Source organism: Mesorhizobium sp. Mes31 (genome assembly GCF_024519675.1).
Lineage (GTDB): Bacteria > Pseudomonadota > Alphaproteobacteria > Rhizobiales > Rhizobiaceae > Mesorhizobium.
The window spans coordinates 52,942-77,325 of record NZ_JALJRL010000024.1; the positions used below are offsets into that span (position 1 = coordinate 52,942).

Annotated in this window: 23 protein-coding genes; 16 read left to right on the forward strand and 7 right to left on the reverse strand. The window is 65.1% G+C overall.

Annotation, left to right across the window (positions count from 1 at the left end; all coding sequences use genetic code 11):
- Window positions 1-6: 6 nt before the first annotated feature.
- On the reverse strand, window positions 7-1,602 hold the full coding sequence (locus tag NR193_RS29000) for a dihydrofolate reductase family protein (protein WP_256754121.1): 1,596 nt from the start codon (window positions 1,600-1,602) through the stop codon (window positions 7-9).
- Between the two features lie 112 nt (window positions 1,603-1,714).
- On the opposite strand from NR193_RS29000, the gene NR193_RS29005 reads away from it, so the two are divergent.
- The 3 genes from NR193_RS29005 to rsgA all read left to right on the forward strand — a co-directional run bounded on the left by NR193_RS29005 (window position 1,715) and on the right by rsgA (window position 4,867).
- Window positions 1,715-2,143 (forward strand): helix-turn-helix domain-containing protein, encoded by a 429-nt coding sequence (locus tag NR193_RS29005; RefSeq protein WP_256754122.1) that lies wholly within the window; start codon window positions 1,715-1,717, stop codon window positions 2,141-2,143.
- A 158-nt stretch (window positions 2,144-2,301) separates the two neighbouring features.
- Window positions 2,302-3,549: a DNA polymerase IV gene (gene dinB / locus NR193_RS29010; RefSeq protein WP_256754123.1), complete on the forward strand. Its 1,248-nt coding sequence runs from the start codon at window positions 2,302-2,304 to the stop codon at window positions 3,547-3,549.
- A 289-nt stretch (window positions 3,550-3,838) separates the two neighbouring features.
- Entirely contained in the window at window positions 3,839-4,867 is a 1,029-nt protein-coding gene (gene rsgA, locus NR193_RS29015) for a ribosome small subunit-dependent GTPase A (RefSeq protein ID WP_256754124.1), read from the forward strand.
- Window positions 4,868-4,897: 30 nt separating this feature from the next.
- On the opposite strand, the gene NR193_RS29020 is transcribed toward rsgA, so the two are convergent.
- Both NR193_RS29020 and NR193_RS29025 read right to left on the reverse strand, forming a co-directional pair.
- Window positions 4,898-5,431: a sterol desaturase family protein gene (locus NR193_RS29020; protein ID WP_256754125.1), complete on the reverse strand. Its 534-nt coding sequence runs from the start codon at window positions 5,429-5,431 to the stop codon at window positions 4,898-4,900.
- A gap of 174 nt (window positions 5,432-5,605) precedes the next feature.
- A complete protein-coding gene (locus tag NR193_RS29025; RefSeq protein ID WP_256754126.1) occupies window positions 5,606-6,793 on the reverse strand; it encodes a Gfo/Idh/MocA family protein in 1,188 nt (395 codons plus the stop codon).
- Window positions 6,794-6,911: 118 nt separating this feature from the next.
- Here NR193_RS29025 and NR193_RS29030 point away from each other — a divergent pair, with 118 nt between their 5' ends.
- The 8 genes from NR193_RS29030 (at window position 6,912) to NR193_RS29065 (ending at window position 16,371) form a co-directional block, all read left to right on the forward strand.
- Window positions 6,912-7,805: a MurR/RpiR family transcriptional regulator gene (locus NR193_RS29030; protein WP_256754127.1), complete on the forward strand. Its 894-nt coding sequence runs from the start codon at window positions 6,912-6,914 to the stop codon at window positions 7,803-7,805.
- A 78-nt stretch (window positions 7,806-7,883) separates the two neighbouring features.
- A complete protein-coding gene (locus tag NR193_RS29035; RefSeq protein WP_256754128.1) occupies window positions 7,884-8,666 on the forward strand; it encodes an SDR family oxidoreductase in 783 nt (260 codons plus the stop codon).
- Window positions 8,663-10,246: a mannitol dehydrogenase family protein gene (locus NR193_RS29040; RefSeq protein ID WP_256754129.1), complete on the forward strand. Its 1,584-nt coding sequence runs from the start codon at window positions 8,663-8,665 to the stop codon at window positions 10,244-10,246. The genes NR193_RS29035 and NR193_RS29040 overlap by 4 nt, the downstream gene beginning before the upstream one ends.
- Window positions 10,243-11,157 carry a sugar phosphate isomerase/epimerase gene (locus NR193_RS29045; protein WP_256754130.1) on the forward strand — a complete coding sequence of 305 codons (915 nt, stop codon included), beginning with the start codon at window positions 10,243-10,245 and terminating at the stop codon, window positions 11,155-11,157. Before NR193_RS29040 ends, NR193_RS29045 begins: the two co-directional genes overlap by 4 nt.
- Window positions 11,158-11,343: 186 nt before the next feature.
- Entirely contained in the window at window positions 11,344-12,378 is a 1,035-nt protein-coding gene (locus tag NR193_RS29050) for an ABC transporter substrate-binding protein (RefSeq protein ID WP_256754131.1), read from the forward strand.
- Between the two features lie 273 nt (window positions 12,379-12,651).
- A complete protein-coding gene (locus tag NR193_RS29055; protein ID WP_256754132.1) occupies window positions 12,652-14,211 on the forward strand; it encodes a sugar ABC transporter ATP-binding protein in 1,560 nt (519 codons plus the stop codon).
- Window positions 14,208-15,179, forward strand: a complete 972-nt coding sequence (locus NR193_RS29060) for an ABC transporter permease (RefSeq protein ID WP_256754133.1) — start codon at window positions 14,208-14,210, stop codon at window positions 15,177-15,179. Before NR193_RS29055 ends, NR193_RS29060 begins: the two co-directional genes overlap by 4 nt.
- A 211-nt stretch (window positions 15,180-15,390) precedes the next feature.
- A complete protein-coding gene (locus NR193_RS29065; protein WP_256754134.1) occupies window positions 15,391-16,371 on the forward strand; it encodes an ABC transporter permease in 981 nt (326 codons plus the stop codon).
- 24 nt (window positions 16,372-16,395) lie between these two features.
- Here NR193_RS29065 and NR193_RS29070 read toward each other — a convergent pair whose 3' ends face one another.
- Both NR193_RS29070 and NR193_RS29075 read right to left on the reverse strand, forming a co-directional pair.
- Complete coding sequence (locus NR193_RS29070; protein WP_256754135.1) at window positions 16,396-17,262, reverse strand: DUF1365 domain-containing protein; 867 nt, start codon at window positions 17,260-17,262, stop codon at window positions 16,396-16,398.
- Window positions 17,262-18,620, reverse strand: a complete 1,359-nt coding sequence (locus tag NR193_RS29075) for an NAD(P)/FAD-dependent oxidoreductase (RefSeq protein WP_256754136.1) — start codon at window positions 18,618-18,620, stop codon at window positions 17,262-17,264. Before NR193_RS29075 ends, NR193_RS29070 begins: the two co-directional genes overlap by 1 nt.
- A gap of 135 nt (window positions 18,621-18,755) precedes the next feature.
- Here NR193_RS29075 and NR193_RS29080 point away from each other — a divergent pair, with 135 nt between their 5' ends.
- Genes NR193_RS29080 through NR193_RS29100 form a run of 5 tightly spaced genes read left to right on the forward strand, consistent with a single transcriptional unit; the run spans window position 18,756 to window position 22,521 of the window.
- The gene (locus NR193_RS29080) at window positions 18,756-19,412 is read left to right on the forward strand and encodes a sigma-70 family RNA polymerase sigma factor (protein ID WP_306280636.1); all 657 of its coding nucleotides are present in this window, start codon (window positions 18,756-18,758) and stop codon (window positions 19,410-19,412) included.
- Complete coding sequence (locus tag NR193_RS29085) at window positions 19,409-20,062, forward strand: ChrR family anti-sigma-E factor (RefSeq protein WP_256754137.1); 654 nt, start codon at window positions 19,409-19,411, stop codon at window positions 20,060-20,062. The genes NR193_RS29080 and NR193_RS29085 overlap by 4 nt, the downstream gene beginning before the upstream one ends.
- Before the next feature lie 8 nt (window positions 20,063-20,070).
- The gene (locus tag NR193_RS29090; RefSeq protein WP_256754138.1) at window positions 20,071-20,895 is read left to right on the forward strand and encodes a DUF1295 domain-containing protein; all 825 of its coding nucleotides are present in this window, start codon (window positions 20,071-20,073) and stop codon (window positions 20,893-20,895) included.
- 2 nt (window positions 20,896-20,897) lie between these two features.
- Entirely contained in the window at window positions 20,898-21,926 is a 1,029-nt protein-coding gene (locus tag NR193_RS29095) for a cyclopropane-fatty-acyl-phospholipid synthase family protein (protein ID WP_256754139.1), read from the forward strand.
- 4 nt (window positions 21,927-21,930) lie between these two features.
- Entirely contained in the window at window positions 21,931-22,521 is a 591-nt protein-coding gene (locus tag NR193_RS29100) for a hypothetical protein (RefSeq protein ID WP_256754140.1), read from the forward strand.
- Here NR193_RS29100 and NR193_RS29105 read toward each other — a convergent pair.
- Both NR193_RS29105 and NR193_RS29110 read right to left on the reverse strand, forming a co-directional pair.
- Window positions 22,500-22,910: a DUF2177 family protein gene (locus NR193_RS29105; protein ID WP_256754141.1), complete on the reverse strand. Its 411-nt coding sequence runs from the start codon at window positions 22,908-22,910 to the stop codon at window positions 22,500-22,502. The genes NR193_RS29100 and NR193_RS29105 overlap by 22 nt on opposite strands.
- Entirely contained in the window at window positions 22,907-24,373 is a 1,467-nt protein-coding gene (locus tag NR193_RS29110) for a cryptochrome/photolyase family protein (protein ID WP_375162749.1), read from the reverse strand. Before NR193_RS29110 ends, NR193_RS29105 begins: the two co-directional genes overlap by 4 nt.
- Window positions 24,374-24,384 lie beyond the last annotated feature (11 nt).

Genomic DNA, 24,384 nt, shown 5'->3' on the forward strand with positions numbered 1-24,384 from the left:
GCTCGGCTAAGCCTCGCCCCTGAACATGGCCGCGTGGCGTTGGGCAAATTCGACGAAAGGCGTCGGCCGCACGCCGAACAGGTCGTGCGTCGCCAGATGCACCCGCGATTTCGGCCGCCGCAGCCGCTCGGCCAGTTGCTCGTCCAGCGCATCGGCGAAACCGGCCGGAATGCCGGCGGCCAAAAGGTTGCGCCGCCGCTGTCCGGGGCTGACATCGACATAGCGGACCGGCTTGCCGATCGCCTGCGATATGCGCGCCGCGATATCGGCCATGGTCAGCGCCTCCGGTCCGGTCATGTCGAGGCTCTCGCCTTGATGGCCGCCATCGCGCAGCAGCCGGAAGGCCACCTTGGCGATATCCTCGACATCGACGGGCGACAGTTCGGTGTCGCCAAGCGCGAGGTAGAAAGCCCCCTCGGCGGCAATGGTCGGCGCGTCGCGCAGGTAGACCTGCATGAACTGGCTGGGGCGCAGATGCGTCCAGGCCATGCCGGCTCCCTCCAGATAGCGTTCGACCTCCTCATGCATGCGCGTGAAGCGGAACCTCGTCGCGTCGTAGCCGATGTTGGATTCGGCACCGGAGAACTTCACCACATGCGCGACACCGGCCTGCCGGCAGGCATCGACGAAACGGCATTGCGTCTCCGTCATGTCTTCGGCGGCGGTCGAAATCATCAGCACGCGGTCGACACCTTCGAGCGCCGCGCCCAGCGTTTGCGCCCGGCGCATGTCGCCCTCGACCAGTTCGACGCCGGCAAGTCCGCCGAGCCCCACCATGGACGCCCGCTTCGGGTCGCGCACCAGCGCCCTCACCTCATGTTTCTGCCGCGCGAACTCGCGCACGATCGCTTTGCCGTTCAGGCCCGTGGCGCCCGTCACCAGGATCATCGTCTTCTCTCCGTCTGGGATTGAGACGGCCGCCACAGCGGCGACCGCACCTTGAAGACGAAGAGACGAGGGCAAAGGATTCTCCCCAAACAGCTTTTTTGATTGAAACCTCCGCCGTGCCCCCAATCCCCCCGCCGGCGCGTAGCGGTTGACCACCATGCCGCAGGCATAGGCCTTCGAGCCGAGCAGGAGCAGTTTCTGGAAACCGCCCTGCTCGAAGATGCGGCGTCCCGCGCCCAGCACCGCCGGGTTGATGAACAGCTGGAACTCGTCGACCAGCCCGGCCGCGATCAGCCCCGACGCAAAGCCGGCGCCGCCGAAGACGGCCATGTCACCGCCCTCGCCGGCCTTCAGCGCCTCGACTTCGCGCGGCAGGTCGCCGCTGACCACCACCGTGCGCTCCCAGCGCGAGGTTTTCAGCCTGTCGCTTAGCACCACCTTCTGGGCCTCCACGATGCGCTGGGCGAAGGCGTAGAATGGATCGGCCGGATATTTCTTCGCCGCATTGCCCCAATGGCCGAGATAGCCCTCCTCCGCCATCTTGCGGCTGATCAGGATCGTATCGATGCCGGCGAAGACGGTGTTGAAGTCGCGCTTCAGCGCGTCGTCCCAGCTGATGTCGTCGCCCCATTCCCAGAGCTGCCAGGGATGGTCGTCATTGGCGCCGACAAAACCGTCGACCGACATCTGCATCTGCAGGATCAGCTTTTTCATCGTTGTCTCCTTGCTTGTCGGGCTCAAAGGGCAATTGGTTTACTTTTGGAACCATTGACGCAAGGCAAAAATGATGTCAATAGTAAAGTGATTTAAAAATGGAACCATAGAGATGTCGACGCGCGAAAGATCCGGCTGCCCGATCAACCTGTCGCTCGAACTGCTCGGCGACCGCTGGACGCTGCTCATCATCCGCGACCTGGTCTTCGCCGGGAAAAAGCATTTTCGCGAATTCCTGCAGTCCGACGAGGGCATCTCGTCGCGCACGCTGGCCGAACGGCTGCAGACCCTCCAGGACGAAGGCATCCTCACCAGAAGCGACGACCCGACGCATGGGTTGAAGACCGTCTACCGGCTGACCGAGGCCGGCATCGACCTCCTGCCCGTGCTGGCGACGCTCGGCGCTTGGGGCAGCAAGCACCGCAAGGCCGACGACAAACTCTCCCGGATCGCCGACGACCTGGCGGCGGGCGGCGAGGCAGCGCTCGATCGCATGAAAATGGCGTTGCGGACCGAGCATATCGGCCAGGCGACAGGCTGAGGCGCCGCGCCCTGTCTCCCCTCGCAGAAGAAATGAAGCGCCGAGCCCGCGAACGCCGGTCTCACCTGCTTGACAGCGAGCTATCTTTGTTCTCTATTTGTTCCTATTCATAAGCAACTCCGGATATGCGGCCGGTGCGCCGCGAGCGAATGGTCGGCATGGAAACGACAGCCACCATCCTGCATGCCGATCTCGACGCCTTCTATGCCTCGGTCGAGCAGTTGCTCGATCCGTCGCTGCGCGGCAAACCGATCGCGGTGGGCGGCGGCGTCGTGCTCGCGGCCTCCTACGAGGCGCGCGCCTTCGGCGTGCGCGGCGGCATGCCGGGCCGTAAGGCCCGCGAACTCTGCCCGCAACTGATCTTCGTCGGCGGCAATTTCGGCGACTACCAGCGGCTGGGCGACGCGGCGATCAAGGTGCTCGACGATTTCACGCCGCTGGTCGAGCGCATTTCCATCGACGAGGCCTTCGCCGATGTCGCCGGCTGCACGCATCTGTTCGGCTCTCCGCAGGAGATTGCCGCGACCGTCCGGCGCCGCGTCCGCGCCGAACTCGGCCTGCCGATCTCGATTGGCGTGGCGCGTACCAAGCATCTGGCCAAGATCGCCTCGCAGGTGGCCAAGCCCGACGGGCTGGTGGTCGTCGACCCCGGCAGCGAGATCGCCTTCCTCCACGATTTGCCGGTCGGGCTGATGTGGGGCGTCGGACCGGCGACGAGGGCACGGCTGGCCGACATCGGCGTCGAGACCATCGGCCAGCTGGCCAGGACGCACAGCGGCGCGCTGACGCGGCTGCTCGGTCCGGCGGCCGGCGAAAAGCTCGCCGCGCTGTCGTGGAACCGCGACCCGCGAAAGCTGGAGACGAAGCGCCGGGCGCGCTCCGCGGGCGCCCAGTCGGCGCTCGGCCGCAAACCCGCCGTCGCCGACGTCTACGTGCCCACCCTGCTGCATCTGGCCGACCGCGTCGCCAGCCGGCTGCGCGCCAAGGCGCGGCCGGGCCGCACGGTGACGGTGCGCGTGCGCTTCGCCGATCTCAGCGCCGTTACCCGCTCGATCACGCTCGACCAGCCGATCTCGGCGACAGCGATGCTGGCCGAGATCGCCGGCGATCTGGTGCGCGGCGTGCTCGCCGACCACCGCCAGGAGAAAACGATCTCGCTGCTGGCGATCTCGGTGTCGCATCTCGAGGAAAGCGCCGAGCTGCAGCTCGAACTGCCGCTCGGCCTCGCCGACGAGAAGCGCCGGCCCGGCACGCGCAAGGGCCTGGCGCGCTTCGGCGCCGACCGCGCCATCGACAAGATCCGCGAGCGCTTCGGCAAACAGGCGGTCGGCTACGGCACGGTGGCGCTGGAGGCGGCGCGCTCGGTGCCCGACGAGTTCAGGGAACTGGCGGAGAAGGAATTGTGAGCGGAGGAACGCACCAGGAATTCAGGCCGCGACACCCGCCGGCTTTCCCCGGACGAGCCATGGCTGCCGCGAACCGACGTTCCTCGCCATATCTTGTGAAGCGCCACGTCTCCGGCCACGCGCCTCACTATCCATGCCCGACCCTTCACGCCAGCAATGCTTGCCAAATCCCGCCATGCCGCCCATACAGCCTCTCGGGTGGATCGCCCGTCTGGAGAGGTCCGCGTCCTCTTTCATTTCGCTGGGGATACTGTCCGATGTCTGCGACGTCCTACCCTGGGTCAAAGCCGTGAAGCCCGACACCCCGTCACCTTCCCTTGCAAGCCTTGGATGGTCGGATTTTTTCGGCGATCAGCTCGATCCGGATGAGGCGAACCTCGTCCCGGCACGCATTGCCATGGTGCATCGTGACCGCCTGAGCGGCCTGTCTCAGTCAGGGCAAACGGGCCTGACACTGCCACCGCAAGCCAACACCGGCGACTATGCCGTCGGCGACTGGGTGCTGGTCGAACCGCATAGCCATCTGCTGCGCCGCCGCCTGACCCGCAAGACGGTGCTGGAGCGCCGCACCCAGGGCGGCAGGGTGCCGCAGCTTGCCGCGGCCAATGTCGACACGCTGTTCATCGTCACCTCCTGCAACGCCGACTTCAACATCGCCCGGCTCGAACGCTATCTGGCGCTGGCCAACGAGGCTGGAACGACACCGGTGATCCTGCTGACCAAGGCCGATACCGCTGAAGACGCCGAGGCGTACCAGAAGCAGGCGAGCGCGCTGCAGCGCGGATTGCCCGTCGTAACGCTGAATCCGCGCACATCGGATGCCGCGGCCGCGCTGGCCGCCTGGTGCGGCCCGGGACAGACGGTCGCGCTGGTCGGTTCCTCCGGCGTCGGCAAATCGACGCTGGTGAACACGCTGGCAGGATCGGCGCAGCAATTGCCGCAACAGACCGCGGGCATTCGCGAACATGACGCCAAGGGACGCCACACCACCACGGCGCGATCGCTGCACGCCATTGCCGGCGGCGGCTGGGTGATCGACACGCCGGGAATGCGCACGCTGCATGTCAGCGACGTTGCCTATGGCATCGACACGCTGTTCGCCGAAATCACCGAGCTTGCCCCGCTGTGCAAGTTCCGCGACTGCACCCACGTCCATGAACCGGGCTGCGCGGTGCAGGCTGCCCTTAAGGCTGGTACGCTCGATCCCGAGCGCCTCGCCCGCTGGCGAAAACTGTCCGACGAAAACCAGCACAATACGCCGGTCCAGAGCGGGCCTCGCGGCGGCAAGTCTCCCGTCCTGCGAGGGAAGCGGCGTTGAACGGCTGGGGCTGAGATCCGCGCCTGGGCTTCAGAGCCGCACCGTGCCGAAAACCCGATCCCACAGGGCTGACGTCACGCCGAAATTGGCCGTTTCGTCGACATGGTGGTGCACCGCGTGGCGGCGCTTGAGCGTGTACAGATAGCTCGGATGGGTGGGATGCCAGTGATGGATCATGTGGTGGATGCTGATGTACCAGAGGTAGCCCAGCATCAGCCCGCAACTCACTGCGCTCGCGGTAGCGAAATCCGACACCATCCATACCGGGAAAAACGCCACCAGCGCATGCACCCCCAGGCTGAGCCAGGTCGGCGTCCCCACCGAACTGCGTTCCTCGACATGGTGCCGGTCATGCAAGTCCCTGATGTAGGGAATGTGATGAAGGACGAACCTGTGCAGGACGTACTCGATCAACGTCCACAGGCCAAGACAGGCGAGGACCGTGCCCATCCAGCCCGGCGCACTCTCTTCACCGGCCTCGATCAGCCCGGCCACCGCCAGCACGGCGATCACCAGCGGATAGACCACGAAGTCGCTGTAGTAGCCAATAAGACCGAGTTGCATCCGAGACGCCTCACCTAGCTTTCGGTGCCGCCAACAGAAGATGGCATCAGATTGCCAGCCTGGCGGCTGAGGAGCAATGCAGGTGCACCTGACATAGCATCGCAGTCACCCGGCGCAAGCCCACGCCAAAGGATTTGAGGGGACAGTCGGCGCTGTGAGGGCTGGATCGTAACGTTATCCGGCAAACCGCGCCGGCGTCCACGCCCCGCCCCCCACATTCGAATCCACCGCCGCCGCGACGAACTTCACGCCGCGCGCGCCGTCGACGACATCGGGCACCTGCGCCGCGCGAGCCGGATCGACCACGCCGCCCGAGCGATGGGCGCGGATGATGTCGGCGGCGTCGCGGTAGAAATTGGCGAAGGCCTCGATATAGCCCTCGGGGTGCGCCGCCGGCATGCGCGACACGCGCCGGCTTTCCTCAGTCGAGCCATGGCCGCCGCGCACCAGCGTGCCGGTTTCCTCGCCATAGCGGGAGAAGCGCAGTTCCTCCGGCCGCGCGCCCGACCATTCGAGCCCTGCCTTGTCGCCATAGATGCGCACCGAGAGATCGTTGTAGTGGCCGGGCGAAGTCTGGCTGGCCAGGATCGTGCCGCGTGCCCCGCCCGTCCAGCGCATCATCACATGCGCGTTATCGTCGAGCCGGCGTCCCGGCACGGCGGTGAACAGGTCGGCCGATACCGCCTCGGCCTCGCAGCCCGAGATGAAGCTCGCCAGGTTGAAGGCATGCACGCCGATATCGGCCAGCACCGCCGACTGCCCTGCCCTTGCCGGATCGGTGCGCCATTCCGCCTGCTTCTGGCCCTCGGCGTCGATCGGCCTGGTCAGCCAGTCCTGGATATAGGCGCCGTGCACGGACACGATGCGCCCAAGCTCGCCCGCCGCCACCATCTCGCGCGCCTGGCGGACCATGGCGTAGCCGGTGTTGTTGAGGGTGACGACGAAGCGGCGCTTTCTCGCCCGCGCCAGTGCCACCAGTGCCTCCGCGTCGGCCAGTGTCGTCGACAGCGGCTTGTCGCAGATCACGTCGATGCCGGCCTCGAGGAAGGCGGTGGCGATCGGTGCGTGCAGATGGTTGGGCGTGACGATGACGACGGCTTCGATACCGTCCGGCCGTGCTGCTTCCGCCCGCGCCATCGCGCGATAGTCGGCATAGCTGCGCTCCGGCGCGATGCCGATCTCGGCGGCCGAGGCGGCGGCGTTTTCCGGATCCGAGGACAGCGCGCCGGCCACCAGCGCGATCTGGTCGTCGAGGCGCATGGCCAGCCGGTGCACGGCGCCGATGAAAGCGTTGCGCCCGCCGCCGACCATGCCGACCCTCAGGCGCTTGCCCGCCGATCCGTCCGATGTTGCATAGACCATTGTCAAACTCCTCCCGGCAGATCATTTGTGTGACCGCGACCCTAGGGCCACCACCACTTTCGAACAAGATTTCCAATTTTCATATTGTAAAACAATCGTATCGCGCTAGCCTGAAATCATGAGTGGGGCGCGCAAATCATCGGGACGGTCGGCTGCCGACGAGGCGGCGACCCGCAAACGAGGACGCTCGCTTGCCGCCCTCGGCTACATCAAGCCGCAAACCTATGAGGAACTGCGCGCGGTGCTGTCGTCCGGCACCGTGCATTTTCCCAAGCGGCTGCGCCAGGTGGCGATCTTCCTGTGGCAGCATCCAAGCGACGTCGCGCTCGGCACCATCGCCCAGGTGGCCGAACAGGCCGGCGTGCAGCCGTCGACGCTGGTGCGTTTTGCCCAGATCTTCGGTTATTCCGGCTTTTCCGATTTCCAGGGCCTGTTCAAGGACCACGTCAAGGGGTCGTGGCCGGAAGGGCGCGGCCAGGAACGGACGGCGGCCGAGCCCAATGCCGACCTGCATTTCCTGCACGGCATGGTCGGCGCCTCGCAGGCCTCGCTTGGCCGTATCGAGAGCGGCTTCGACGTCGAGAGTTTCGAGAAGATGGTGGTGCTGCTGGCGGCCGCCGACCTGATCTATGTCATCGGCTCCAAGCGCGCCTTTCCGGTCACCACCTATCTCTCGCTGACGCTCTCGCAGCAAGGCGTGCGCAACGTGCTGGTCGACAATGTCGGCTCCACCGCGCTCGACCAGGTCGGCTGCATCGGCAGGCAGGATGCCGTGCTGGCGGTCTCCTTCAGCCCCTACAATTCGATCACGCCCGACCTCGTCGCGGTGGCGCATGAACGCAATGCCCGCATCGTCACCCTCACCGACAGCACCTTCAGTCCGCTGATCAAGCTGTCGGACAGCTGGCTGGAGGTGGTGGAGTCCGACTTTGCCGGCTTCCGTTCGCTGGCCGCGTCGCTGGCGGTCGGCATGGCGCTGGTCCATGGCGTCGTCGCGCGCCGCGGCGCATGAGGCGCCGCTGGCACAATTGACTATCGGGAATTGTCGTTCCATATTTAGAAAAATAGAAACTTTGTTCCGGGAGGAGGAATGGAGCTTCATCTCCAAGGCAAGGTCGTGCTGGTCACCGGCGCGACCCAAGGCATCGGCCGCGCCATTGCCGAGACGCTGGCGCGCGCCGGCGCCGCAGGCCTGCTGGTCACCGGCCGCGAGAAGACGCGCGGCGATGCGGTGGCGGCCGAGCTTTCGCGGCTCGGTACGCCGGCCGTCTTCGCCGCCGCCGACCTGTCCGATCCGGAAGCCCCCGCCCTGCTGGCGCAAGCCTGCATCGAGCGCTTCGGCCGCATCGACGGTCTCGTCAACGCCGCCGGCCTGACCGACCGCGCCTCCTTCCTCGATGCCAGCCTCGACGACTGGGCGTCGCTGTTCGCCGTCAACGCGCGCGCGCCGTTCTTCCTCATGCAGGCTGCCATCGCCGACATGAGGAAGCGTGGGGAGCCCGGCGCGATCGTCAACATCCTGTCGATCAACGCCCATTGCGGCTCGCCCGAGCTTGCCGTCTATTCCGCCACCAAGGGCGCGCTGGCGACGCTGACCAGGAACGCTGCCAACGCCCACCGCTTCGACCGCATCCGCGTCAACGGCATCAATGTCGGCTGGACCGACACGCCGGCCGAACGCGTCATGCAGGCCGAGACGCTGGGCCATGGCCCCGGCTGGCTTGATGCGGCAAACGCCGCGCAGCCTTTCGGCCGGCTGCTGACGCCAGGCGACGTCGCCAACCTCGCCGTCTTCCTGCTGTCCGACGCAGCCGGCCCGATGACCGGCGCCGTGATCGACCAGGAGCAGTCGGTGATCGGGGCGAACCGGTGATCGGTGCTTCCGCATCGCTGGAAACCCTCGGGCCGGCATTGCTCGACCGTTTGCCTGCCGCTGTCCAGAAGCCATCCTACAATCGCACGGCGCTCACGCCCGGCATGGCGCATCTCGGCGTCGGCGCCTTCCACCGCTGCCACCAGGCCGAATACACCGACGATCTGCTCTCGCTCCGGTTCGACCGCTGGGGCGTGGTCGGCATCAACATCCGGCCACCCAGCCTCGCCGACACGCTTGGCCGGCAGGGCGGGCTCTACACGCGGCTGATCCGCGAAGACCAACGCATGGAGGCACGCGTCATCGGCAGCATCGTCAAGGTGGTCGACAGCCAGTCCAGTGCCGCCCCCGCGCTCGACGTGCTCTCCTCACCCGAGATCGAACTGGTGACGATGACGGTGACCGAGAAGGGCTATTGCCACATCCCGTCGAGCGGCGAACTCGATCTCGACCATCCCGACATCGTTCATGATCTCGCCAGCCCCGAGACGCCGCGCAGCGTGCCCGGCATCCTCGCGAAGGCGCTGGAGTTGCGCCGGGCCGCGCATGGCCGGCCGCTGACGCTGCTGTCCTGCGACAACATCCCGGCCAACGGCGTTATCCTCGCCAATGTCGTGCAGGCCTTTGCCAAACGGCGCGGCAATGGCCTTGCCGACTGGATATCGGCCAACGCCGCCTTCCCTTCGGCCATGGTCGACCGCATCGCGCCGGCGGTCACGCAGGCCGACCTCGACAGCGTCGAGCAGCGTTTCGGCTACCGCGATGCCGCCGTCGTCGGCGGCGAGCCGTTCCGGCAATGGGTCATCGAGCAGAAATTCGCCGGCCGCATGCCGCGCTGGGACCTGGTCGGCGCCAGTTTCGTGGATGATGTCACGCCTTACGAACATCTCAAGATGCGGGTGCTCAATGGCGCCCAGACGACGCTCGCCACGCTCGGCGTGCTGGCCGGGCTGGAACACACATTCGATGCCATAGCCGATCCGCTGCTGGCGGATTTCGTCCGCCGCATGCTTGTCGAAGAGACGTTGCCGACGCTGACGCCGGTGCCCGGCATCCTGCCTCATGCCTATGTCGAGCAGAGCCTCGACCGTTTGCGCAACACCGCGATCCGCCACCGCAACCACCAGATTGCCACCGACGGTTCGCAGAAGATCGTGCAGCGCCTGCTCAATCCGATCCGCGACCGCTTGAGCCAAGGCGAAAGCATCGCGCTGCTGTCGGTGCCGGTCGCCGGCTGGATGGCCTATCTGATCCAGGCCTCGGCACGGTTCGGCAAACGCTGGCCGGTGTCGGACCCCTACGCCGGCAAGGTCGCTGGCATCGCCGACGCGACCGGCCACGACGCCAAGGCACTGGCCGCCGGCATCCTTGCCCTCGACACCATTTTCGACCCCGGCCTTGCCGCGAACGAGGCGTTCCGCACGGCGGTCACGTCGGCGCTCGACGGGCTGCTTTCGAACGATCCGATGGCAGCCGTCAGGCACAGTCTGCAACACGGCGAGGCCGCACGGTTGAAGCTGCCCGCACAATCGGCATTATCGGTATCGGCCGTGAATTCACGACAAGGGGAGGCACGATGAAACTTGGAGTGCTCACCGCGCCATTCGCGCAGACGCCGCTGGGCGAGGTCGCCAGTTGGGCAAGTGCTGCCGGCTTCGAGGCGCTGGAAATCGCCTGCTGGCCGAAATCCTCCGGCGCCAGCCGCCGCTATGCCGGCACCAGTCATATCGACGCCACTTCCACTTCCGCCGCGCAGGCGAAGGAGATCGTCGCCTCGCTGGCGGAGAAGGGCCTGTCGGTCTCGGGCCTCGGCTACTATCCCAATCCGCTGCACCCGGACGCCGCCCACCGCGAGGCGGTGATCGGCCATCTGAAGAAGGTGATCGTGCTGGCCGCCAATATGGGCGTGCCTGTCGTCAACACCTTCTGCGGCGGCGATGCCTCGAAAACCGTCGACGTCAACTGGCAGGAGGCGCTCGAGGTCTGGCCCGAAATCGTCGCCCATGCGCGCGACCATGGCGTCAAGCTCGCCTTCGAGAACTGCCCGATGATCTTCAGCCATGACGAGTGGCCGGGCGGCCACAACATCGCCTATTCGCCGCTGGTCTGGCGCCGCATCCTCGAAGCCTGGGGCGGCGAAGTCGGCATGAATTTCGACCCCTCGCATCTGGTCTGGCAGATGATCGACCAGGCCCGCTTCATCCGGGAATTCGGCCCCTACATGCTGCATGTCCACGCCAAGGACCTGATGATTGATCATGATGGACTCTACGAGCGCGGAATCCTGTCGGCCGGCATAGGCTGGCAGGTGCCGCGCATGCCCGGGCTCGGCGATGTCGACTGGAACGGCTTCTTCTCCGACCTCTACCGGGCCGGCTATGACGGCCCCGTCATCATCGAGCACGAGGACCGGCGGTTCGAAGGCAGCGACGATCAGGTGAAGCGGGGATTCCTGCTCGCCCGCGACGTGTTGCGGCCTTTCGTCAAGTGACGGCGGATAGGCATGTCGCCCAAAAGTGCGTTGCGGTTTTGGGACAACGACATGGGTGAGGAAAAAGCATGTCGCCGACGACATGGGAGGACAACGACTTGAAGCACGGCGCCTGACTCTCTTTCTAAGCGACGCGCTTGAACGACTTGGAACTGAAACTGAAAAACAATGTGGAGGAAGACTGAAATGAAGAAATACCTGACCATGGTCCCGCTACTTGCCGGCGCGGCCTTCCTGGCCTCGGTGGGCGCCTCGTCGGCCGCGGGCAAATACACGATCGGCATCTCCAACACCGTGCAGGGCAATGGCTGGCGCGAGGAGATGGTCTGCGCCATGAAGGCGCAGGCGCTCGCCTCCGGCGAGGTCGCCAAGCTCAACATCGCCCACCGCAACACGGATGCCGCCGGCCAGCTCGAAGACATCCGCAATTTGATCAGCGCCAAGGTCGACGCCATCGTCGTCAACCCGGCCGATCCGGCCGGCATCAAGGCTGGCCTCGAGGAAGCCACCAAGGCCGGCATCGTCGTCGTCGCCGTCGACCAGGCGGTCACCGAACCGTCGGCTTACATCATCTCCAACAACCAGGAACAATACGCCTATCTCGGCGCCAAGTGGCTGTTCCAGCAGATGGGCGGCAAGGGCGAAGTGTTCTACATGCGTGGGGCCGCCGGCGCGTCCGCCGACAGCGACCGCGACAAGGGCTTCAAGAAGGCGCTGGCCGAATTCCCTGACGTGAAGGTGGCGCAGGAGGTCTTCACCGGCTGGCAGCAGGACCAGGCCAAGCAGCAGATCCTCTCCTTCCTGTCGACGGGAACGCCGATCAACGGCATCTGGACCTCCGGCATCGACAACGTCATCGTCGACGCGCTGGTCGAATCGCAGGCGCCGCTGGTGCCGATCGTCGGCGCCGACAATGCCGGCTTCGTCGGCCAGCTCAGCTCGGTCAAGGGCCTCGTCGGCGCGGCGGTCACCAACCCCGGCTCGATCGGCGGTGCCGGCGTGACGCTGGCGCTGCAGATCCTCGACGGCAAGAAGCCGGCACAGCAGACCGTGCTGGTCGAGCCGCAGCTGTGGGAAAACGCCACCGAGGAAGGCAAGGCCAAGCTGAAGGCAGCCGCAGACCCGTCGCTGAGCCCCGAATGGCCGGTCTCGATCTCCATCCCGGACTGGACGACGTATACCAAGGACCAGATCGTGGCCTGCAAGGGCCCGGGCGAGTAAGTAGGGTGACGAGCCGCGCTTCTGCCTTCTCCCCTTGTGGGAGAAGGTGGATCGGCGCGCAGCGCCGAGACGGATGAGGGGTGCTGGACGGAATGGGGCGTCGGTGTTTTCTGGAACACCCCTCATCCGACCTCGCTTCGCGAGGCCACCTTCTCCCACAAGGGGAGAAGGAAGGGCCGCAGCTGCGGCTGGCATCGTCAGCTGTAGGCCGCCAACTCATCAAAGCGATTGGCTCCATAACATTTGAACAGCTTGGAACGAGACCCACACGATTTGACCAGCACCCCCCTCCTCGACGCGTCAGGCGTCGCCAAGAATTACGGCGCGGTTGCAGCCTTGCGCAACGCATCGCTCTCCGTCCTGCCGGGCGAGGTGCACGCGCTGATGGGCGCCAATGGCGCCGGCAAGTCGACGCTGGTGAAAATCCTGACCGGCGCGGTTCCGGCCTCCGCCGGGCGCATCCTGATCCGTGGCGAGGCCCGCGACGTGCGCTCGCCTGCCGCCGCCCGCCGCGCCGGGCTGCTGCCCGTCTACCAGGAGCCGTCGCTGATCCCCGATCTCGACGTGCTGTCCAACCTGCGCCTCACCGGCACGCCGGTCGAGCCGTTCCGCGCCTGGGTGCGCGAACTCGGCATTCCCGATCTCGACATCCGCGACACCGCGCGCGACATCCCGCTGGCCGTGCTGCGCGTGCTTGACCTCGCCCGCGCGCTGGCCGTCGAGCCCGACGTGCTGCTGCTTGACGAGATGACGGCGGCCCTGCCCGCCAACCTCGCCGAAAAGGTGCTGGAGGTGGTGCGCCGCCAAGGCGACAGCGGCCGCGCCGTGATCTTCATTTCCCACCGCTTCGTCGAGATCTCGGCGCTGTGCGACCGCGCCACCGTGCTGCGCGACGGCGAGACCGTCGGCGTCGTCGACATCGTGCCCGGTGTGGAGGAAAAGATCGTCGAGCTGATGCTCGGCGCCCGCATCGTCAAGACCCATGTCGCCGCGCGCAGCGCCAGCCAGGCCGCCGCGACGGCAGCCAGCCGCCCGCGCCTCGGCGTGCGCAATCTGCGCGTCGGCACCAAGCTCAACGACGTCTCCTTCGATCTGGCTGACGGTGAAGTCGCCGGCGTCGTCGCGCTCGAAGGCCAGGGCCAGGACGAATTGTTCGCCGCCCTTGCCGGCTCGATCCGGCCATCGGGCGGCGCCATCGAGGTCGACGGCCAGCCGGTGAAATTCACGCATCCGATCGACGCCATCCGCGCCGGCCTCGCCTATGTGCCGGGCGACCGCGCCGAGGCGCTGGCCATGCAGCGCTCGGTGCGCGAGAACATCGCCCTGCCCTTCAGTGCCGCGCTGCGCAACTGGGGGCCGATCAACATGCGCCAGGAACGCGCAAAAGTGGTCAGCGCCATCGAGCGGCTGCGGATCGACACCCGCGCGCAAGGGGAAGTGCAGCGCCTGTCCGGCGGCAACCAGCAGAAGGTGACCATCGCCCGCTGGATCGCGGCCGACGCCCGCACCATCCTGTGCTTCGACCCGACGCGCGGCATCGATGTCGGCACCAAGCAGGAGATCTACAAGCTGCTGCGCGAGCTTGCCGGCAACGGCAAGTCGGTGCTGTTCTACACCTCCGAGCTGGAAGAAGTGCAGCGCGTCTGCGACCGCGTCATCGTCATCTTCGGCGGCCGCGTCGTCGATATCTTTCCGGTCGAGGAGGCCGACGAGCCGGCGCTGATGCGCGCCGCCTACGGCCTGCCGCGCGGCGCCAAGGCGGATATCGGCATTTTGGCCGATCCCCACTCTTCTTCCCCGGAAACCTCGGATTCGCCGGGGACGACGCCATGAGCCATTTCCTGCGCCGCCAGGGTTGGGTCATCGGCCTGTTCGCTCTCTTCGTCGTCCTGTTCATCATCACCACGCTGATCCAGCCGGCCTATGGCAGCGGCGATTTCGGCTCGCTGGTGCGCGCCGTGCTGCCTTACGCCTTTGCGGTAGCCGCGCAGACCGTCGTCGTCATCGCCGGCGGCATCGACCTGTCGGTTGCCGCGATGATGGCGCTGACCAGCGTCACCGCCGCCTCGATGATGAATGGCGCGTCGGAAGAATACGCGCTGTTCGTGGTGCCTTTCGTGCTGGCCATGGGTTTGGTGCTCGGCGCCGTCAACGGCCTGCTGATCGTCGTCACCCGCGTGCCCGACATCGTCGTCACGCTCGCCACTCTGTTCGTGCTGCAGGGCGCCGCCCTGCTGGTGCTCGACGCGCCAGGCGGTGCGGCCGCCGAGTGGCTGAAGGCGCTGATCTCGGGCACCGTGCCGATACCCGGCCTGCCCGACAGCATCGATGCTTGGCTGCCCAAGGCGCTGCTGCTGCTCGTCGTCTGCCTCTGCATCATCTGGATCCCGCTCAGGCGCTCAAAGCTCGGCCTTTCCATCTACGCCATCGGCTCGAGCGAGCTGGCGGCGTTCCGCAGCGGCGTGCCCGTCGCGCGCACCCGCATCATCGCCTATGCGCTGTCGGGCCTGTTCGCCGCCTTTGGCGGCCTGGCGCTGACCATGAGCACCGGCATCGGCGCCCCCATCCCAGGCCCCTATCTGCTCGCCAGCGTCGCGGCGGTGGTGCTGGGCGGCGTGGCGCTCGGCGGCGGCAAGGGCGGCCTGCTCGGCCCCATCGTCGCCGTCTTCGTGCTGCGGCTGGTGCGCACGGACCTGACGCTGCTCGCCATCGACCCCAACGTCACCGCCATCATCGAAGGCCTGATAATGGTCGCCGTGGTGATGTTCGGCGCCTTTATTACGATGCGGGGGCGGCAATGATGGGAGAGCATCGGCGCGCCCTTCTTCCTTCCCCCCTTGTGGGGGAAGGTGGCCTCGCGAAGCGAGGTCGGATGAGGGGTGTTCCAGAGAGCACTACCGCCTCATTCCGTCCAATACCCCTCATCCGTCTCGGCGCTACGCGCCGATCCACTTTCTCCCACAGGGGGAGAAGGGAGAGATGCATCGCGCCACCCCCACCACGAGCCGTCCCATGAGCACCACCGCGATCCAACCCGTCCCCCTCGGCCGCCGCGTAAAACGCTTCATGGCCGACCGGCCGCTGGTCCCGCTGATCATCCTGCTCGTCATCCTGGTGGTGATCCTGCAGATCCTGCGCCCCGGCATCGTCAACGAGCGCTGGATCGCCAACACCATCAAGTTCGCCATTCCGCTGGCGATCCTCGCCGGCTGCCAGACCATGACCATGCTGACTGGCGGCATCGACCTGTCAGTCGGCACGGTGGCGACGATGAGCGCCTTCATCATGGCCACGCAAGTCGTCAACCAGGACCCGGCGGTGGCCTTCCTGCTGGCGATGATGCCGGCGGTGCTGATCGGCCTCGTCAACGGCATCGGCGTCGGCGTCTTCCGCGTCCACCCGCTGATCATGACGCTGGGCACCAGCCTGATCGGCACCGGCTGCCTGCAGGTCTACCAGCGCACGGTGATCGCGTCTGGCGCCAAGATCCCCGACTTCCTCGCCTGGCTCGGCACCGGCCTGACCTGGGGCGTGCCCAACGCGCTGCTGCTGTTCGTGCCGCTGGCCGCCCTCATCGTCTTCACCTTGAGCCGCACCGGCTTCGGCCGCCTGCTCTACGCCGTCGGCGACAATGAGCGCGCCACGCGCCTGTCCGGCGTGCGCTACTGGCAGGTGATATCGGCCCTCTACATCATCTCCAGCCTGCTCGCCGGCCTCACCGGCCTGCTCTATATCGGCCTGATCAAGGCCCCCTCCCTGTCGCTCGCCGAACCGCTGGTGCTGCCCTCGGTGGCCGCCGCCGTGATCGGCGGCACCTCGATCTTCGGCGGCCGCGGCGGCTACACCGGCACCATCATCGGCGCCCTGATCCTCACCGTGCTGACGACCCTGCTGACCATCCTGCAAATGCCGGAGGGAGCAAGGCGGATCCTGTTCGGGCTGATCGTGCTGTTCGTGACGGCGGCGTATTTGCGGATTGTGGAGGAGCGGTAGGGCGGCTGGGACGGCTGATTTGGATCAGAGGATGCCGTTTGCCAGGGTCCGGTTTTGGTGCCCTGGTTCAGTATCCAATGACATCTGACCCGGTTCCCCCTGTGAGTTCTTGTCCACAGCGACATGAGTGACTGGCTCGCGCGGCGGCTGCGGGCGCTCATAGAGCCGCATACCCTTTGCCCATAGAAGGAGTGCCTCCCAATGGATAGCGGCGATGACTTTTATTGTCAGCAGCGGATAGGCGAGGAAGGCGCGCGCCAGCGTAGCGTCGGTGAGCGGACGCCGCTTGCCGGAGAAACTGGCGACGATGAGGGGTCCTTGGTCATCGCTGGCAGTAATGTGAATTGACACTTCGTCGCCCGGTGGACTGACCCGGAAGCGGTAGCGCATGCCCATGGCGATGAACGGTGACACATAGAAGTGTTTGTCGCAGTGCTGCTCGATCAAACCCTCCCGCCCGCTGTCAGTGACGGGGATCAGGTAGCTGTGACGCTGGCCGAAAGTGTTGCTGACTTCGTAAAGGATGGCGCTGAGATCGCCCTGCCGACGATGGCAGAAATAAACGCTCAGCGGATTGAAGGCATATCCGAGCATCCTCGGCATCGACAAAAGCCGGATCGGCCCGCCATCCGCCTCGATCCCCGCGGCGTTCAACTGCCGTTCGACATAGGCACGAAGCGATCCATCCGAGTTGTCGCCGTGATCGCGGTCAACGAAGCCAAACAAATTGAACCGGTTACGCGAGAACAGCCGCAGCCTTGCTGCAAGAGCGTCGATCTCGTCGAGGTCGAGCAGCAAAAGGAACATGCGATAGGATAGCCTGTGCCGACGCGGCTTCAGCCGCTGGTGCATGACCTTGCCTGCGTACAGATCTGATTGCGGTTCCCGCATCAGGCAGCCACGAGGTCGGGCCGGCTGACCGCGGCCGAAATGTGGATCCGGCCTGATTCATCCGGCACGTCCCAAGGGCGGCGCACACCCCCCAGCGCCTCGGCTACGGCAAGGCCGGACTGCAGCCCATCCTCGTGGAAGCCGGCGCCGAAATAGGCGCCGCAGAACCAGGTGTTGCGGACCCCTTGCAGTGACCAAAGCGCCCGCTGCGCGCGCATTGCGGCTGCGTCGAATGCCGGATGCTCGTAGATTTCGCGATGTCTCACAGTCCGGGCCTCAGGCTCCACGGCAGGGTTGAGCGTCACAAACAGCGGCTGCCGGTCCGGCAGCGACTGTAACCTGTTCATCCAGTACGTCACGGACAACTTGCGGGTTTCACCTTGCGTCTCGGCCAGGTAGTTCCAACTCGACCAGGCGCGTTTTCTGCGCGGCATGAGACGCGGATCGGAATGCAGCACGGCCTCGTTGCGGCTGTAGCCGAAACTGCCCAGCAGTTGTTCTTCCTCGTGGCTCGCGTCGGCCAGCAGGCGCAGTGCCTGATTGGCGTGCGTTGCGACAACGACTTGGTCGAAGCGTTGCTCGACGCCCGCGACATCCGTGAGCCATGCCGCTCCCGAGTGCCGGGCAATGGACCGGACGCCACGTCCGAGGAATATCCGCCCGGTGAAGAGCTCGGCCAGACGCTCGACATATTTGCGGCTACCGCCATCGACGGTCCGCCACATCGGCCGGCCCGCGAGCTTGAGCAAGCCATGATTTTTGCAGAACCGGATAAAGGCTGCGGCCGGGTAGTTGCCAACCTCCGCCGCCGGGGTCGACCAAATCGCCGCCGCCATAGGATAGAGATGGTCCTCACGGAACGCGTCGCCATAACCCTTGGCATCGAGATATTCGGCGAGGCTGCATTCGCCGATACGGGAGATATCGTAAGGTGCCTCGCGATAGAACCGGAGCAGTTCCCGAAGCATTCGCCAGAACCGAGGACGTCCGACATTGCCTGGCTGGGCCAGCAGCCCGCCCAACCCGGTCCCGGAATACTCCAGGCGTCCACCGTCCAGCGAAACCGCGAACGACATCTCGGAAGGCTTGCTGCGCACGCCGATGTGGGCAAACAGGGCCGTCAGATTAGGGTAGGTAACTTCATTGTAGACAATGAAACCGGTGTCGACTTGGATGCCGCTGGCCTCGACTGTGTTGCTGTGGCCACCGAGGCGGGAACCTGCCTCGAACAGGGATACGTTGTGGCGTTCCGAGAGCAGCCATGCGGCTGACAGTCCGGAGATGCCGCTGCCGACGACCGCTATATGCTTGCGCTGATCTGTGACCAAGTGCGTGCCGCCTGCCATGATGCGCGCCATCCAGTTTCGAGTGGAAGGGGCGGCGCTCCTCCCCTAACTTCAGCTTGTACGTGGCTGCGCGCAGTGTGGATCACAGTGCTGGCGGATTACCGCACGGTGGTGATCCGAACGTCGTGGCCGTGCGTAACAGGGTCCATGAATGCATCGGGAAATTGGTTCATTGCTGATACGGTTTCGCTGGCCTTCGATTCCACGAAGATCGGATTGGCGATGACCATGCGCGCAGATGCAGGGACCCTATATCCGGAGGAGGCGATACGCCTGCTTTGTGCGGTCGCCAAAGGGCGGGATCGCGCGGCCTTCGCTGCGCTTTTCGGTTTCTACGCGCCGCGATTGAAGGCCTTTATGATGCGATCCGGGATGACGGCTTCGGCGGCCGAGGATGTTGCTCAGGAAACCATGCTGCTTGTCTGGAAGAAGGCCTCCTACTTTGATGAACGGCGAGCGGGTGTCTCGACCTGGATATTCACGATCGCCCGCAACGTGCGGATCGACCGGCTGCGCCGGGAAAGCCGCCCCGCGGCTGTAGCCAGGGCCTTCGATCCTTCAGATGAGGTGGATGGTCCGGTCTCGGGGGAAGCGGCGGTAATGACCGCAGAGCGCGAAGACCGCGTGCGTTCGGCGATCGCCCTGTTATCCAGCGAACAAGCCCAGATCCTGCGGCTATCCTTCTTCGGCGACAAGCCCCAATCGGAGATAGCGAGCGAGCTCGGTATCCCACTCGGCACTGTAAAATCGCGCGTTCGGCTGGCCCTCGGCCGTCTGCGCCTCATCCTGGACGACCTCAAATGATGAAGCATCATCCGAGCGACGAGACGTTGTTCCGCTTCGCAAGCGGCTCGCTGGAGAGCGGACCGCGCATCGTCGTGGCCGTGCATGTCGGCGGCTGCACGGCTTGCGCCGCGCGGATTTCCGAGTTCGAAGCCGTGGGCGGCGCCCTGCTGGATGGAATCGAGCCGGAAGAGATGGGCGAGGACGCCCTGGACCGCCTGGTGGCGAGGATCGAGGTGGATAGCGATAGCAGCGGTAAGGCAGCGCAGCGCTCGAGGCCGACGCGTGCCGATGTCGGCATCCGTCTGCCCGAGGCGTTGGACGGGTGCGGTATCGGCCCGTGGCGCTGGATCGGACCCGGGGTGCGCTGGAGTCGCGTGACCATCCCCGAAGATGCCAGTGCAAATGTCATGCTGTTGAAGGTTGCCGCGGGTCGCAGGCTGCCGGAGCATACGCATTCCGGCTGCGAATACACCCAGGTCTTGAAGGGCTCGTTTTCCGATGCGCGTGGCCGTTACGGGCCCGGAGACCTCGATGAAGCCGACGACGAGATCCAGCACCAGCCGGTCGTTGACGAGACGGGGGAATGCATATGCCTTGCCGCGCTCGAAGGTCGTATGCGGCTTCGCGGCTTCTTCGGCCGGCTGGTCCAGCCTCTCATCGGCGGCTGAGCGCTTTGATGAGCATCGTTTTCGCCCTGTTGATAATTGCCGTCGGCCTGTCAGCGGCGATGGCGGTGGCGTGCCTGGTGGCAGTCCGTAGCGGCAGGTCAGGATGGATCGATACGATCTGGTCTTTTTGCGTCGGCCTCGTCGGCGCCATTGCAGCCTTGCTCCCTTATTCCGATAACGAAATACTCCCACGACAGTGGCTGGTGGCGGTTCTTGCGCTTGCCTGGTCGCTCAGGCTCGGCTTCCACATCGCCATGAGGACAGCCGGCGGAGGCCAGGACGATCCGCGCTATGGCCAGCTCAAACGTGAGTGGGGCACCGACTTCCGCGCCAGGCTGTTCTGGTTCCTGCAGATCCAAGCCGCAGCCGCCTTCCTGCTCGTGCTGTCGATCATGGCGGCTGCCCACAATCCCGGTCCGGCGCTACGCTCCAATGACTGGGCTGGTATCGTGCTTATGCTGGTGGCGGTGGGTGGAGAGGCAATAGCCGACCGGCAACTGACGGCCTTCCGGGCTGATCCTGCCAACAGGGGCAAGGTCTGCGATGTGGGCCTTTGGGGACTGTCACGCCATCCCAACTACTTCTTTGAGTGGCTGGGATGGCTCGCCTACGCGGTCATCGCGATTGATACTTCGGGCGCCTATCCCTGGGGATGGGCGGCGTTAGGGGGGCCTGTCCTGATGTATTGGCTGCTCGTCCATGTATCGGGCATTCCGCCGCTGGAGGCCCATATGCTTCGCTCGCGGGGCGCGCAATTTCGTCACTACCAGGCGCGCGTCAACGCGTTCTGGCCAGGATTGCCAAGGGCCGCCGCCCTCAACCAGGGGAGATGAACGTGAGCCTGATCGGGTCCGCAATTCGCGCCGTCGAGCGCGCGCCGCTGCCGGATTCCGCCACTCGTTATGCCATCGACGTTCTTGTTGGCAGGACGCGACGGCGTCTGGCAACAGCGCCATCGGTCGATGAAATGCGCTTTGCACGGAACATGGCAAGTCACGCCATCGCGGAGCACACCTCTGCAGCCAACGAGCAGCATTACGAGCTGCCGCCCGATTTCTTCGCTCTGACACTCGGTCCTCGTCGAAAATATTCCTGCTGCCTTTACGACACCGGCGGTGAAACACTGGCCGAAGCGGAAGCGGCTGCCCTTGCGCAGACCGTCGAGCATGCCGCACTTCAAGACGGACAATCCATTCTTGAACTGGGTTGCGGCTGGGGCTCGCTGACGCTGTTCATGGCGGAGCGCTTTCCCTCCGCACGCATCGTGGCGGTATCGAATTCGTCGCCGCAGCGCCTGCATATCCAGTCCGAGGCGACAGCGCGCGGCCTGCGAAACATCGAAGTGATCACCGCCGACATCAATGAATTCGTGCCGGATGCAAGTTTCGACCGCGTGGTGTCGGTCGAGATGTTCGAGCATATGTCCAACTGGCGTGAGCTGCTTGCCCGCGTCAGGACCTGGCTCGAACCCGAGGGCAGGCTGTTCGTCCATGTCTTCAGCCATCGACATAGCCCCTATCGCTTTGACCATCGCAGCGACGCCGACTGGATTGCGCAACATTTCTTCACCGGTGGGATCATGCCGAGCCATGGCCTGATGGCCCACTTCGCCGATTGTTTCTCGATCGAGCGTGAATGGCGCTGGAGCGGCACACACTACGCGCGGACCGCGCGTCACTGGCTTGAGCGGTTCGATGCGAACCGCGATAAGATCGACCACATCCTGGGCAAGGTTTACCGCGGTGATGCAGGGCTGTGGCGGCGGCGCTGGCGGCTGTTCTATCTCGCGACAGAGGGCCTGTTCGGCCATGCGGACGGCGAGGAATGGGGCGTCAGCCATTATCTGCTGCGGCCGGCACGCTAAACCGATGAAAAGCCTCGCACGCCTGTGGCGCTGGTTGAACGCCTATGCCGCGCACAGCGATCCATTGACCGTTGCCGCCAACTGGATTGCAATCGTGGTTGCGTGGAACCAACCTTTCTATCCGCTCTATCTCTGGGCTGTCGTTGGCGCGGACAAGATCGCGCCGTCCTTTCTCACCTTCCTGTCGACCCCTTTCTTCCTGGCGGTTCCGGCTGTCGCAAGGCGCCACCCGATGATTGGGCGCCTCATGCTGCCGATGACAGGTATCGCAAACGGAATCATCAGTACCAAAGCCTTCGGGACAGGCTCGGGCGTGGAGATATTTCTCATTCCCTGCGCATTGATAGGCGCGGCTTTGTTCAGGCCGTCCGAGCGTGCGGCTGGCCTCGCGATCATAGCGTTTAGCGCCGGCGTATACTTCATTCCCGACCGTTTCTACGGTCTGCCGCTGGCTGCCTATAGTGCCGCTGACAACGCCGCGATGGTCGGGCTCAATGCACTGAGCGCCGCGACGCTGATCGTGTTCATCGGCCTTCTGCTCTCCGGCGTTGTCGCTGCTTCGGAAAAGCGACGTCAGGCACCGCGCAGGAAATAGCGGGTAACAAGAAAGCCCAGCACCGCCGTCGTGGCACTGAGCAGCGAACCCCAGCATATGTCGGCGATCGTAATTGCCACGGGCCAACCGCGTATGGTTGCCTGGTTTGTCAGGTCGTAGGTGGCGTAAGCGAAAAACCCGTAGAGCGCGCCATAGATGGCGGCCGTGGTCCACCTGCCGGTTGCAAAGGCGGGTGCCGTTGCGAAGATGATGATGCCGGCGACATAGATCAGGTAGAAAAGAGCAGCCGGAACAGGGCTGAATGTTTCCACCAATATGTCACCGAGATATCGGCGATAGAGGCGCTGCGACATCGTCGTCAACCAGATCGCATCGATAGCCAGGAATATGAGGAGGCTGGAAACATAAGCGACGAGATAGCGGGTCATGAAGGCTCCCTGTTTTCTTTGGTGTCGGCCTTGCCCCTGACGGAATGGTAGGCGGCCAGCGCCCGGTCCCGGGCAGCGCCGTGATCGACGATTGGTTTCGGATAGTCCCTGCCCAACTCGATTTGTTTTTCTTCCAGCAAGGACTTGGGTGCATCCCATGGCCGATGGACATAGCGGTCCGGCAGCGCGGCAATTTCGGGCACGTAGCGGCGCACATAGTCGCCATGCGGGTCGAATTTCTCCCCCTGAAGGACGGGATTGAAAATACGGAAGTAGGGCGCGGCGTCGGCTCCCGAGCCGGCCACCCACTGCCAGCTCGCGGGATTGTTCGCCGGGTCCGCATCTACCAGAGTGTCCCAGAACCACTTCTCGCCGTCGCGCCAGTCAATCATCAGATCCTTGATGAGGAAGGAGGCGGCGATCATGCGCACGCGGTTGTGCATCCATCCGGTCTGCCAAAGTTCGCGCATGCCGGCATCGACGATCGGATATCCGGTCCTCCCGTCGTGCCAGGCCTTGAGCGCCGGTGCGTCGTGCTGCCACGAGAAGCCCTCGAATTCCGGACGGAAGCTGCGCTCGCGCAGATCTCGATTGTGGAACAGGAGATGGTAGGAGAATTCCCGCCAGGCGATCTCCTTTCGGAACTTCGCTGCTCCTGCCTCGTGCGACTGGTGCAGCGCGGCGAATATCTGAAAGGGCGTGATCTCGCCGAACGCCAGATGTGGCGAGAGGCGCGAGGTACCCTGAAGGGCAGGCATATCGCGCTGGTGTTCGTAGTCGGGCAGATCGTCTTTTTCGAACGCCTGCAGTCTTTGCCAAGCGCCGTCTTCGCCGGGGGTCCATCGACCGGCAAGTCCGCCTGCCCAGTCTGGCTTTTTAGGGAGCAGGGCGAGATCGTTCAGTGACAGGCTTTCAAACTTGCCGTTCCAACCCTTGATTGATTTTGGGGCATCGATCGGATCGCGTCGATCGGCCCCGCCGTTCAGCGCCTTCCAAAACGGCGTGTAGACCTTGTAGTAGCCGCCCGAGCCAGTCTTGAGCAGGGACGGTTCGTGGAGCAGCGCGCCTTCGAAGCTTTGCGCAATCAGGCCGGCTTCGCGAAGGTCGGTTTTCAGGGCCGCGTCCACTGCCGCCTCGGCCGGCTCGTAGCGGCGGTTCCAGTGCACACGCTTGGCCCCGCTCGCCGCGATGGCCCTGGCGACCACATCGCGTGTTCGGCCCCGCGTGAAAATAAGTCTTGCGCCGGAAGCCTGCAGCTTCTGGCCAAGCGCATCCAGTGAATGGTGCAGCCACCAGCGGCTTGCCGCACCCATCGGCCTGACATTCTCGTTCTCCTCATCCTGAATGTAGAGCGCCAAGACCGACCCGAGGTCGACCGCTGCCGCGAGCGCGGCGTTATCGCTCATGCGCAGGTCGCGCCGGAAGAGCACGATCGTCGGCGCCGAACCTGATCTGCCGTTCATCATGGGGCCTG